Here is a 13,429-nt window from a genome sequence, read left to right as displayed (position 1 = left end):
CCTTCACCGGGCACCTCCGCCGACGGCCGCGGGGACGCGGGTCCCCGTGTGGTGGGCCAGCCAGGGCAAGACGACCTCCAGGATCTCGGCCGTCCCCTCCCGCAGCGCGGTGTGGCCGTGGCCGGCCATGACGTGCAGGGTGCAGTCGGGGACGGAGTGCAGCAGCAGCCGGCCGGCGCCGGCGACGTCGGAGTGCTGCCCGTACACGGCGAGCACGGGGCAGCGGACGGCGGCCAGGTCGGCGGGGCGGACGGGGTCGAGGGCGGCGACGTCCGCGAGCAGGGTGGTCCGGTTGACCAGGGCCTCGGCGGTGGCCAGCTGCCGGCCGGCCCGGCGCCGGCCGGTGGCGAGCAGCTGGTCGGCGAGCCGCTCGTACTCCAGGATCAGCGACCAGCGCGCCAGCGTGTTGAGCAGCCCCTCGGACCATCCGGGGGCCTCGCCGGGCCCGTGGCCCTCGATCAGCACGAGCCCCGCGACCCGGTCGGGCCGCGCGAGCGCGGCGTTCAGCGCGATGACGCCGCCGAAGCTGTGCGCGACCAGGTGGACGCGGTGGTGGCCGAGCGCGTCGAGGATCGCGAACAGGTCGGCGACGGCGTCGGCGGCGCCGTAGCCGGACGGGGTCCGCTCGGAGCGGCCGTGCCCGCGCAGGTCGTACAGGACGGTGCGGGCGCCGGCGCCGGCGACCGGCATGGCGAGCGTGGTGTAGAAGCTCGACAGGTTGTCCATCACGAGCCCGTGGACGAACACCACCACGGGCGCGTCCGCGTCGCCGCCGGGCCCCGCGGCCTGCACGTGGAAGCGGACCCCGCGGACGGTGAGGTCAGGCATGCGCGGACTCCGTGGCGGCGATGTGGTCCACCAGGTCGCCGACCGTCAGGTTCATGATCTCGTCGATGTCCATGCCGGCGATGAACGCGGCGAGGTCGACCTCGTCGCCGTAGTGGTCGCGCAGCTTGTCGGCGAGCGCGACGAACTCGATGCTCTCCAGCCCGAGGTCGTCGTTGAAGGTCGTGTCGCGGTCGACCTCCACGTCGAGCAGGAAGTCCTCCCCCACGACCTCGGCCAGCATCCGGACGACCTGCGTCAGGGCGTCGTCGCTCATGTTCGGCTCTCCTCCATGTCGGTGCCGCCCGCCGTGACCGTCCAGGCCACGACGTGTCCGTCCAGTTCGCGTGTCTCGACCGCGGTGACCGTCCCGCCGCCGGCGACCAGCAGCCGCTCGGCGTCGGCCGCGGTGACGGCGGGTTCGGGGCGGTCCGTCCCGGCGGGGAGCGCCTGCAGGACGGCCTGCCGGGCGGCGCGGACGCGGGCGTCCTCGCCGCCGGGGGTCAGGCCGATGCCGGCGGGCTCGCCCGCACGGCGGACCAGGGCGACGCCCAGTTCGGCGTCGCAGGCGATGGACACGGTCAGCTCCTCGCCGAACGGCCCGGTCACCTCCGGGTGGTGCGCCGCGCCCTCGGAACCGCCCGGTCCGTCGCGGACGGTCAGCTCGACGGGGAACAGGGGCCCGTGGCCGTTGCGCCACAGCCAGTCGCGGACCGCGTCCTTCGCGGCGACGCGTCCGAGCAGCCAGGGGCCCTGCGCGAACGAGGGCAGCCGCTCGTACTCGGCGCGTTCGGCAGCGCACAGGTACTGCCGCATCACCAGGTCGCGGGACGCGGCGCCGTCCCAGTGCCGGCGCGCCAGGCACCATCCGCCGTCCTGCGGTTCGCCCATCCCGGAGACCTCGGGGGTGAACCTCATCCGCCACACGGCCTCGTCGGTGAAGAAGCGGTGCGCGGTCCATCCGTCGACGCGCGCCCACAGGGTGCCGTCTTCGCGGACCATCTCGGCGGAGCAGCGCAGGGTGGTGTCCGTAAGCGACTCTGCCCAGACAGTGGTTTCGAGCCGCTCCCCTACGGACGGCGGCGGCCCGTACAAGGAGACGCGTTCGATCCCTACGGGAAAGACGATCTGGTCCTTCTCCCCGTACACCTGGATCCAGTGGCCGCACAGCTGCCCGGCGCTGTCGATGAGCGCGCCCGGCGTGGGCAGGGACGTCAGTACGCCGCGTACGCCGTCCTCCGCCAGCGAGGTCACCGCGGAGACGCCGCGGAAGAGCGGGCCGTGGAACATCCAGCGTTCCTCGTAGAGGCGCTCCGCCGTGACGACGGGCGGGCCTTCCGCGGCCAGCGGGGTGCGGTCCGGCGGGGGCGGCGGCAGGTGCCGGTCGGCGAGCAGGACGGTCCCGTCGGCGTGGCCGGGGATTACGACCTTGACCCTGCGCGGGCCGCTCCGGTCGTCGACGAGGTGGGCGCGGATGTCGGCGGTGGTCGGCGGCGCCGCCACCACCCACCGGACCGCGCGGACGTTCTCGAAGCCCACCGCGACCGTGTCGGGCAGCAGCTCGCGCGCGGTCGCCGCCATCACCTCCAGCAGCGTCGCCAGCGGGACGATCGGGAACCGGTCCGACATGTCGGGCCAGCCCGCGGGCTGCGGGACGACGCAGTGGTCGGCGAGGTAGGGCATCGCCTCCAGCGAGAACATCCGGGACAGCACCAGCTCGTCGGCGGCGCGGCTCGCGGCGGGCGACGACGCGGCCGCCGGGCCGCCGCCGAGCGCCTCCAGGACCGTCTGCGCGCCGCTCGCCGCGTCGTTGAGCAGCGCCTCCAGCTCGGCCAGCACCGGATCGTCGGCGGGCAGCGACGGCACCGGACCGGCACCGGGCCGGATCGGCGGCACCGCGCCGTCCAGCCGGACCAGCGGCGTGCCGAGGTCCAGGCGCATGCCCGCCGCCGACGGCGGCGCCGGGGACGCCCCGTACCCCTCCGCCCACAGCGCCGCGACGACCCGCCGCAGCTGCGCCATGCCGTCGCGCTTCGGGACGTTCACCGCCATCGCCAGATGCTCGCGGCCGCCGAGCCGGTCGCCGACGAACCCGGTGAGGCTCCCCGGGCCGACCTGCACGAACGCCCGCACGTGCGCCGTCCCGTACAGCTGCTCGATCAGCTCGCTGAACCGCACCGGCTCCAGCAGATGCCGCACGACCAGCTCCCGCACCGCGTCCTCCCCGGACGGGAACGGCGCGGCGGTCGTCCCCGACCACACCGGGAAGCGCGGCTCGTGGACCGCGAGCACCTCGAACGAGCGCCGCACCTGCTTCTCGTACGCCTCCGCCAGCGGCGTGTGGAACCCCGTCCGGAACGGCAGCTCCCGGCCGAGGACGCCCTCTTCCGCCAGCCGCCCCAGCACCTCGCGGACGTCCTCCGCCGGGCCGCAGATCACCGACTGGTGCGGGCAGTTGTCATGGCTGACGAACACTCCGGGCCGCCCGGCGATCGCCTCCTGCGCCCGGTCGGCTCCGCAGCCGAGCGCCCCGTACACCGCGTCCGGGGCCTCCAGACCGTCCGGGTCGAGCGCGCGGACGAACGCCTCCGCGGCCTCCGGGTCGTGGACGCCCGCGACGATCATCGCCGTCCACTCGCCGAGGCTGTGCCCGGCCGCGACGTCCGGTTCGACGCCCAGCTCCGCGAGCGCGGCGGCGAGCAGCCGGCCGACCGCCATCACGTCCGCGGCGTGCCCGAACAGGTCGGCGCGGCCGCTCGGCTCCGGCTTCGGCAGCCCGAAGTGCTCGGCGACGTCGTCCACGCGCGGCTCGAACGCCGCCTCGAAGCCCGGGAACAGGAACGCCAGCCGGCCGCCCTCCGCGAGCAGCGGACGCGGCGTGAACCACACGTCGCTGCGGCCCCGCCACGGCGTCCCCCGCTGCACGACCGCGCGCGCCAGGTCGAGCCTGCGCGCGGTCGGCCCCACGATGGCCAGGCGGCACGGAAGGTCCGGCGGGTCCTCCCCCGTCCGTGCGAGCAGCTCCTCGTCGGGCGCCGCCAGCAGCGCCGCCAGCTCGTCGGCCGTCCGGGCGGCCAGCCTGAGCACGCCCTCCTCCGAACGCGGCGCGTCCAGCCTGCGGCGCCTGCGCGCCCGCGCCGCCGGCGGCTCCTCCAGCACCAGATGCGCGTTCGCGCCGCCGAACCCGAACGCGTTCACCACCGCCCGGCGCGGGCCGTCCGGCGGCCGCTCCCACTCGGCGGCCTCCCGGACGATCCGCAGCCGCCCGCCGTCCAGCGCCGGATGCGGATCGTCCACGTGCAGCGTCGGGGGCAGCACCCCGTCGCGCAGCGCGCACGCCGCCTTGATCAGCCCCGCCATCCCGGCCGCCGGCATCGCGTGCCCGATCATCGACTTCACCGTGCCGAGCCCGACCGGCGCGCCGTCCGTCCCGAACACCCGGCGCAGCGTCGCCAGCTCCGCCTCGTCCCCCGCCGGCGTCCCCGTCCCGTGCGCCTCCACCAGGCCCAGCGCGCCCGGCGCCCGCGGATCCAGCCCCGCGTCCCGCCACGCCCGCTCCACCGCCAGGACCTGCCCGTCCACCAGCGGGCTCATGATCCCGGCCGCCCGCCCGTCGCTGGACGACCCCGCCCCCACGATCACCGCGTGGATCCGGTCGCCGGCCCGCACCGCGTCCCGCAGCCGCTTCAGCAGCACCATCCCGGTGCCCTCCGCCAGCAGCGTCCCGTCCGCCGACCGGTCGAACGGACGGATCGTCTCGCTCGGGCTCAGCGCCCGCAGCTGGCTGAACACCCCCCACAGCGTCGCGTGGTGCGCGTGGTGGACGGCCCCCGCCAGCATCGCGTCGGCCTGCCCGCCGCGCAGCGCCCGCACCGCGTGCTCCACCGCCAGCAGCGACGACGCGCACGCCGCGTCCAGCGTGTACGCCGGCCCGCGCAGATCGAACCGTTCGGCGATCCGCGCCGCCGCGAAACTCGGCAGCAGCCCCGCCGACGCGTCCGGGCCGGCCGGACCGAGCCGGTCGCAGAACGCCCGCCGGACCTCCTCCAGCCGGTCCGCGCCGAGCTCGGGCACCAGCTCCGCCAGCACCCCCGCCACCTGGTGCGACGTCCGCACCCGCTGGTCGAACCGCGCCACCCCCGGCGTGATGTGGCCGCCGCGGCCCACCACCACCCCGATCCGGCCGCGGTCCGGCAGCCGCTCGTCACCGCCCGCGTCCGCGATCGCCTCCGCCGCCGTCCGCAGCGCCAGCAGCTGGTCCGGCTCCATCCCCGGCACCGACGCTGGCGTGATCCCGAACCGGGCCGGGTCGAACGTCGCCAGCTCGTCCACGAACCCGCCGCGCCGGCAGTAGAACCGGTCGCACTCCGGCGCCCGGCCGTAGGCGTCCGGGTCGTAGTACAGCGCCGGATCCCAGCGGCCCGGCGGCACCTCGGAGATCGCGTCGATCCCCGCCAGCACGTTGCGCCACAGCTCCGCCGCCGACCCGGCGCCGGGGAACACCGCCCCCGCGCCCACGATCGCGATCGGCTCCTGCGTCACCGGACCGTCCCGGTGAACACGACCTGCGTCTCGTCCCCGTGCGCGATCTCCCGCATCAGCGCCGCCACCCCCGCGTCCGGATCGATGAGCCCGACGCCGCGCCGCGCGTACTCGCGGGCCAGCTCCGGCGACACCATCCCGCCGCCCGCCCACGGGCCCCAGTCCGCCACCAGCACCCGGCCGCGCAGCCGCGTCCGCCACACGTGCGCCAGCGTGTCGCACGCATCGTTGGCCGCCGCGTAGTCCGCCTGGCCCCGGTTGCCGTGCACGCCCGCGACGCTGCCGAACACGACGAAGAACCCGACGTCGGCCCGCACCGCCGACGCCAGCGCCGACGCCCCGTCCACCTTCGTCCGGTACACCCGCTCGAACGACTGGGGCTCCTTGTCGCGGACGAGCCGGTCCTCCACGATCCCCGCGCCGTGGACCACCCCGTCCAGCCGGCCGTGCCGCACGTAGATCCGCTCGACGACGTCGCGCACCACGCGCGGCTCCCGCACGTCGCCCGCGTGGTAGCGGACCGACGCGGCGTGCTCCTTCAACGCGTCCAGGTTCGCGCGGATCTCCCGCTCCGCCAGGATCCGCCGCACCGTCGCCTCGATCTCCGCGGGCTTCCTCCCGCCCTGCGCGACCAGCGCCCGCCGCAGCCCCGCCTCGTCGGGGACGTCCGGGAACGACGGCGGGCCCACCGGCTCCAGCGTCCGCCCCATCACCTCGACGTGGCAGCCCGTCGTGCGCGCCAGCTCCAGCGCCACCCGCGCGGTGACGCCCCGCGCGCCCCCGGTCAGCAGGACGACCCCGTCCCGCTCCAGCGGCACCCGCGCCTCGCCCCGCAGCTCCGCCGGCACCAGCCGCATCGTGCGCCGCAGATCCCCCTCGTGCCCGACCGCCACCGGGCCGCGGGCGTCCAGCAGCTCCGCCATGATCCGCAGCGCGATGGCCCGCGGCGTGTCCTTGGTGTCCACGTCGACCGCCCTGACCAGCGTCTCCGGATACTCCTGCGCGACCGTCGCGGCCAGGCCCCGCAGCCCCGCGCCCGGCCCCGGATCCCCGATCCCGCCGCCGTCGAACGCCCTGCCGAACGTCCCGCCGGCCCCGCTCGCCAGGACCAGCCACCGCAGCCCGCGCACCAGCGCCTCCCGGATCCCGGCGTAGGCGTCCGGCAGCACCGCCGTCGCCCCCGGCCGCAGCGCCGCCAGATGCACCAGCCCGTCGCACTCCCCGTCCACGTCCATCGGCGTCCGCACCCGCGCCCCGTACCGCTCCAGCAGGTCGGCCAGCTCCAGCGCGACACCGCACCCGTCGTCCACCACCACGAACGTCCGCCCGTCGAACGCCGTCCCGGCGTCCGCCGGGACCGGCAGCGCCTCCAGGTCCGCCGTCCGCACCACCTGCCGGACGACACGCCGGGCCCGCTCCCCCGACGGCCGGACCCGCCCGGCCAGCACCCTGCGCGCCCCCGTCGTCCCCGGCGTCCCCGCCAGCGCGGACGCCACCCGCTCCGCGGGCGTCCCACCGCGCCGCGGGAACACGACGTCCGCCTCACCCCCACCGAGCGCCGCGGCCCCGTCCCCCGAAAGCCGCACCACCTCCACAAACGCCCCCCGGCCCTCCCCGAACCCGCGACCCCCTGAAGACGCACTCACCCCACGAGACCCCGACTCAGCAGAGCCACCCCCTTGCCCATCCACCACCACACCCGAACCACTGCCATCACCTGACGGCCCCTCCTGGCCGGCCAGCTCAGCGGGCGCGTCGTCCCCGACCGCCGCCGAACCACCGTCGTCACACGCCGCCCCGTCCGCGGCCACCGGCCCTGCAGACGCGTCGGCGCCAACCGCGATCCCCGAGCCACCGCCACCATGTGACGGCCCCTCCTCAACGACCGGCTCCACGCACGCGTCGCCACCGACCGTCGCCGAACCACTGCCATCATCCGACGACTCCAACTCGACGGCCGGTCCCGCAGGCGCGCCGGCACCATCCATGCCGACCGCCGCCGAGCCACCGTCATGACCTGACGGCCCCTCCTCGACGTCCGGCTCAGCGCACGCAGCTCCGCCGACCGCCGCCCCGGAGCCAGCGCCGTCGTGCGGCGCCTCCTCCTCGGTGGGCGTTGCCTCGGGTGCGTCAGGCCGTTCGTCGTGGGAGGTCAGGGGCGTCGGTGCCTCTTTCGAGGGCATCTCGGTGCCGTTGCTCGCGGGCCGCTCGGAGAAGCTCACGCGGGCCGGTTCCTCTGGGGTATCGACGTCTGGTTCTGCGGTCGTCTTCGGCGAGGCCGCGTCACCGGACGCGTCGCTCCTGAGCTCCGCCAGCGTGCCCGGGACTTGGGTGGGCGCCGGTCCCTCGGCGGGCCTTGTGGACGGTGCCGCATCGTGCGGCGTCTCCGCGACCGGGCGGCCCTTGCCGTCGGTCTCGCGGCCCAAGTCTTCGGCCGGTCGCCGCGTGGTGGCGGACGCGTCGGCCCGCACCTCGTCGCTCTGCCTCGCGGCGTCAACGGGCGCGGACGGCGTTCCCGTGGTCTTGTCTTCCGCTGGTTCGCCGCCGGATCGCATCGCGTGCGCCCGGACGGGCTCATCATGGCGGTGACCGGGCGTGGAGCGGGTCGCGTCGTGATCGGCTTCGCCGCTGGTCGGACGGGCGTCGCGGCGCTTGTCCGGTGCGGGCCTTCCGGAGAGGGCGGGGGTGCCCACGTGGGCCGACGGCCCGGGACGCGACGGGGCCTGCGGCGGGACGGTGGGGCGCTGCGGTCCCTGGTAGAGGCCGGGCAGTTCGGCGGACGGCAGGCGGGTGCGCAGCCAGTCGACGATCCCGCCGATGGTGGTGATGCGGGTGAGCTGCTCGATGACGGCGTCGTCGGACGCGGTGAGGCCGAGGCGCTCGGTGACCTCGCCGATGATGACGGTGCGCTTGATCGAGTCGATGGACAGGTCCGCCTCGAGGTCGAGGTCGCCGTCCAGCATGGATTCGGGGTAGCCGGTGCGGGCGCTGATCACCGACAGGACGGTGGCGCGGACGTCGCGCGGCGGTTCGGCGGCGGGCGGCAGGGCGGGCAGCGTCTCGCCCGGCAGGACGGGACGCGGCGCCGGCACGGGCGCCGGGGTGGTCGGCGCGGCCGGAGCGGCGGGGTCGGCGCCGAGGTGGCGGAGGATGACCTCGCGCTGCGCGGCGATCAGTTCGCGGCCGGCCCGCAGGTACTCCAGGACGGCACCGTCGGAGGGGCGGCCGAACGCGGCGACGCGTTCGGCGGGACGGAGCGCACCCGCCGGGTAGCCGCCGTCGGCGGTGCGGACGAGGTGTCCGTTGACGATCCAGCCGGGTGCGGCGGACGGCGCGCCGTCCAGGACGCGCGCGTCGCGCCCGGCGAACAGCGGCAGCGGGTCGACGGCGACGCCGACGGCGGCGAGTTCGGCGAGGGCGTGCAGGAAGCGCTCGACGGAGTCGCCGCCGGGGGCGTCGCAGGCGACGGCGGTGTGCGGCCGGTCGCCGAGGATGCGGCCGACGAGTCCGGTGAGGACGCGTCCCGGTCCGGCCTCGACGAAGGTGCGGGCGCCGGCGTCGTACATCGCCTCGATCTGCTCGACGAACCGGACGGGCGCGGCGATCTGCCCGGCGAGGGTGGCGGCGAGGTCGGCGGGGTCGCTGTCGTAGGGCGCGGCGGTGGTGTTGGACCAGACGGGGAAGGCGGGCGAGCGCAGGTCGCGGCCGGTGAGGGCGGTGCGCAGGGTGCCGGACGCGGCGGCGACGAGCGGGCTGTGGAACGCGCAGGCGACCGGGATCCGCTCGGCGGCGAGGCCGCGGTCGGCCAGGGCGGCGAGCGCGCGGTCGAGTCCGCCGCCGGTGCCGGACACGACGACCTGGTCGGGTGCGTTGTGGTTGGCGATGACGATCTCCGAGACGCCGGAGATGGCCTCCCTGACCTGCCGCAGCGTCCCGCTGACGGCGGCCATGGCGCCGGGGTCGGCGCCCGCGGCGGCGAGGATGGCCTCGGCGCGGGCGGCGCTGAGCTCGATCATGTCGGTGTCGTCGAAGACGCCGGCGGCGCACAGCGCGACGAGTTCGCCGTAGCTGTGCCCGGCGGCGAGGTCGGGGTGGACGCCGACGGCGGTGAGCAGCCGGTGGACGGCCAGGTCCGCGATGCCGAGGGCGGGCTGGGCGACGCGGGTGTCGGTGAGCGTCTCGCGCTGGCGGCGGGCGTCGCCGGGCCCGAACGCGGCGGGCGGGAACATCGCGGGCGCGTAGCGTCCGCCGGCCAGGCGCAGCAGCCGCTGCAGGCGGGGGAAGGCGACGAACAGGCCGGCGAGCATGCCGGGCCGCTGGCTGCCCTGGCCGGGGAACAGGAACGCGACCTGCCCGGGGTCGGCGGACCTGCGGACGTGCACGCCGGGCGCCGCCCGGAACTCGGCCGCGGCGGCGAGCTTGCCGCGCAGGTCGTCCGGGCCGGTGGCGACGACGGCGACCTGGACGCGGCCCTCGGCGGACGCGCAGGTGCGGGCGAGGTCGCGCAGCCGGGCGGACGGGACGTCCAGCAGCCGGCGGAGCCGGGCGATCTCGGCGCGGGCGGCGGTGCGGTCGGCGCCGCGGATGAGGAACAGCTCGGCGGGCCATTCGGCGAGGCCGGACACCGGTTCGGGGCCGCCGTCGTAGCCGGCGAGGACGGCGTGGAAGTTGGCGCCGCCGAACCCGAAGCCGCTGACGCCGGCGTAGCGGTCGCCGGGCCGTGCGGCCCAGGGCCGGGCGGCGGCGCCGAACGCGAACGGCCCGTCCTGCTTCCATTCGGCGTTCGGGCTGGTGAGGTGCAGGGTGCCGGGCAGGACGCCGGTGTGCAGCGCGTACGCGGTCTTGATGAGCCCGGCCAGCCCGGCGGCGCACTTGGTGTGCCCGATCTGCGACTTGACGGAGCCGAGGGTGACCGAGCCGGGCGCGGCGGCGGAGAACGCGGCGGTGAGGGTGGCGAGCTCGGTGCGGTCGCCGACCTCGGTGCCGGTGCCGTGCGCCTCGACGAGCCCGACGTCGGACGGGCGGACGCCGGCGCGCTCGTAGGCGCGGTCGAGGGCGAGCCGCTGCCCTTCGGCGCGCGGCGCGGTGAGGCCGAGGGAGCGGCCGTCGCTCGATCCGGCGACGGACTTGACGACGGCGTAGACGCGGTCGCCGTCGCGTTCGGCGTCGGCGAGCCGCTTGAGCACGACGCAGGCGACGCCCTCGCCGAGCGCGATGCCATCGGCGGCGGCGTCGAACGGGGCGCAGCGGCCGGACGGCGACAGCGCGCGGACGGCGGAGAACATCAGGTAGTCGTAGATGCCGTTGTGCACGTCGGCGCCGCCGCACAGCACCATGTCGCTGCCGCCGGTCGCGAGTTCCTTGCAGGCGGCGTCGAGGGCGGCGAGGGACGCGGCGCAGGCGGCGTCGACGGTGTAGTTGGCGCCGCCGAGGTCGAGCCGGTTGGCGATGCGCCCGGCGATGACGTTGGTGAGGACGCCGGGGAAGGAGTCCTCGGTGGGGGCGGGGAGCTGCTCGTCCAGGCCGGGCGGGACCTCGCCGAGGTAGGACGGCAGGGTGGCGCGCAGCCCGTAGGCGGTGGCGAGCTCGTTGCCGCCTTCGGCGCCGAAGAACACCGAGGTGCGGGACCGGTCGAACGGCCGGTCGGCGTAGCCGGCGTCCTTCAGCGCGCGGGACGCGACGTCGAGCGCGAGGAGCTGGATCGGTTCGATGCTGCCGAGCGCGTTGGGCGGGATGCCGTAGGCGAGCGCGTCGAACGGGACGTCCGGCAGGAACCCGCCCCATTTCGACGGGGTCTTGCCCGGGTCGGACGGGTCGTAGTGGACGGCCGGGTCCCAGCGTCCGGCGGGCACCTCGGTGACCGAGTCGACGCCGCCGACGATGTTGGCCCAGTAGGCGTCGGCGTCGCGGGCGCCGGGGAACACGCAGCCGATGCCGATGATCGCGATGTCGGCGGGGCGGGCGGCGGGCGCGGCGGACCGGTCGCCGGCGATGCCGAGTTCGGCGGCGCGCGCGGCCAGCAGCTCGCCGGCGCCGGTGGTGACCTGTTCGTGCAGGTCGGTGACGGTGGTAGTGGACGAGCGCAGCGCCGCGACGTCCCCGATCATGTAGAGCCCCTCGGCGCGCTGCTCGTCGGGGCCGACGGGGGTGGTGCGGCGCAGGCCCTTGCTGGCGATGCGCAGCCGGCCGAGGTTGAGGCGCTCGAGCTGCCGCCACATGTCCTGGCGGGGCGTCCCGGCGGCCTCCAGCTCGCGGCGGGTCTCGGCGAACTGCTCGACGTAGGGGGTGCGGGCGCAGCGGGTCGCGTGGCCGGGCGAGGTCTCCAGCAGCGCCGTCGCCTCGCACTCCAGGGCGGCCTTCTGGAAGCCGGGCAGGATCGCGCCCGCCGCGACGGCCTCGGCGGTGAACAGGTAGGCGGTGCCCATCAGGACGCGCACGTCGGCGCCGCGCTCGGCGAGCGGGCCGGCCAGCGCGGCGACCATCGCGGCGGACCGCGCGTCGTGGATCCCGCCGGCGAACATCACCGACAGGTCGGCGGGGTCGCCGCCGAACGCCATGAGCCGCTCGACCTGCGCCTCCCACAGCGGGAAGCTCGCGCGCGGGCCGACGTGCCCGCCGCACTCGCGCCCCTCGAACACGAACTTGCGGGCGCCCTCGGCGAGGAAGCGGTCCAGCAGGTCCGGCGCCGGGACGTGCAGGTACGCGCTGATCCCGGCGTCCTCCAGCGACGCGGCCTGCGCCGGGCGCCCGCCGGAGACGATCGCGTACGGGGGCGCGGCCTCGCGGACGGCGGCGAGCTGCGCCTCCCGGACCTCGGGCGGCGCGAACCCCAGCAGGCCGACGCCCCAGGCCCGGCCGGCGAGCCGGTCGGCGGTCTCGCGCAGCAGCGTCCGCACCCGTTCGCCGTCCATCAGCGCGAGCGCCAGGAACGGCAGCGCCCCTTCCTGCGCGACCGCCGCGGCGAATGCCGAACGGTCGCTGACCTGCGTCATCGGGCCCTGCACGACCGGGTACTCGGGGCCATCGGGGGTCTGCCGCGGCTCCAGCGGCGCGGCCTGCACCGCGGCCCGCAGATGCTCGCCGATCCCCTCGCGGACCGCCTGGACGACGCCGCCCGCGGTGCGGTGCCGGGCGGCCAGCGCGGCGGCGAGCGGGGCGTCCTGCCCGGCCGGCAGCAGCCGCGCCCGCAGCCCGGTCGCGCCGAGCCGGGCGTTGACCTCCGCCGGCGTCAGGTCGGCGAGCGCGATGTCGGGCAGGTCGGGGCGCGTGTAGACGCGGTGGCCGTGCACGACGCGGGTCTCCGAGCCGTCCATCGCGGTGAGCGCGGCGGCCACGTCGGCGGGCAGGTCCATCTCCCGGACGAGCGCGAGCTGCACGTCCAGCACCACGCCCGCCGCTCCCCCGGCGACCGCCGCGGCGGCGGTGTGCGGGCCGATGCCGCCGGCCGCGAGGACCGGGACGTCCACCCGCTCGTCGGCGAGCAGCCGCTGCAGCAGCACGAACGCGGTCAGGTCGCCGACCCGGCCGCCCGCCTCGCAGCCCCGGGCGATGAGCGCGGTCCCGCGGGTGCCGGCGAAGCCGCCGGCGACCAGCAGCACCGCAGCGGCCTCGTCGGCGTCGACGACCTCGACCAGCAGCCGTCGCCCGCGCGCGAACCCGGCGATGTCGAGCGAGTCGTCCGAGCGCAGCGCCGGCGCGTCGAAAACCACGGTGTCCACGGCGTCCGGCAGCTCCTGCGGGCGCACCCGGCAGCCCGCCGGGACGCGCACCCCGAACCGGCCCGCCCACCAGCGGCGCACGTCGGCGAGCGCGGCCAGCGCCGGCTCCCGGTCGGTGCCGAGGTCCAGCACGCCGTGCCCGCCGGCGCGCGCGACCGCCACCGCGAGCTGGGGCGCGGGGCGGCCGAACGGGGTGACCCCGACGATCTCGGGCCGCGGCCGCCGCCCGGGCGCCCGCCGCTCCGGCCCGTCCTCGACGGCCCGCACCTCGCCCCTGTCCGCCGCCATGCCCCTGTCCGCGGCCATGCACTGCCCCCCGACGCGTCCCGCGCGGCCCGACCCGG

General features: G+C 76.8%; 4 protein-coding genes. All 4 read right to left on the bottom strand.

All coding sequences use genetic code 11. The features are described from left to right. Window positions 1-3: 3 nt before the first annotated feature. Genes QP089_RS17200 through QP089_RS17185 form a run of 4 tightly spaced genes read right to left on the bottom strand, consistent with a single transcriptional unit; the run spans window position 4 to window position 13,391 of the window. Window positions 4-828, bottom strand: a complete 825-nt coding sequence (locus QP089_RS17200) for an alpha/beta fold hydrolase (protein WP_285912629.1) — start codon at window positions 826-828, stop codon at window positions 4-6. Beyond that, entirely contained in the window at window positions 821-1,102 is a 282-nt protein-coding gene (locus QP089_RS17195; RefSeq protein WP_285912628.1) for an acyl carrier protein, read from the bottom strand. Before QP089_RS17195 ends, QP089_RS17200 begins: the two co-directional genes overlap by 8 nt. After that, complete coding sequence (locus QP089_RS17190) at window positions 1,099-5,367, bottom strand: beta-ketoacyl synthase N-terminal-like domain-containing protein (RefSeq protein WP_285912627.1); 4,269 nt, start codon at window positions 5,365-5,367, stop codon at window positions 1,099-1,101. The genes QP089_RS17195 and QP089_RS17190 overlap by 4 nt, the downstream gene beginning before the upstream one ends. Continuing rightward, the gene (locus tag QP089_RS17185) at window positions 5,364-13,391 is read right to left on the bottom strand and encodes a type I polyketide synthase (protein ID WP_285912626.1); all 8,028 of its coding nucleotides are present in this window, start codon (window positions 13,389-13,391) and stop codon (window positions 5,364-5,366) included. Before QP089_RS17185 ends, QP089_RS17190 begins: the two co-directional genes overlap by 4 nt. Between the last annotated feature and the right edge of the window lie 38 nt (window positions 13,392-13,429).

The organism is Actinomadura opuntiae (assembly GCF_030283205.1).
Classification (GTDB): domain Bacteria; phylum Actinomycetota; class Actinomycetes; order Streptosporangiales; family Streptosporangiaceae; genus Spirillospora.
Note: the sequence above shows the minus strand (reverse complement) of the source record. Positions and strands in the feature narration are given on the sequence as shown.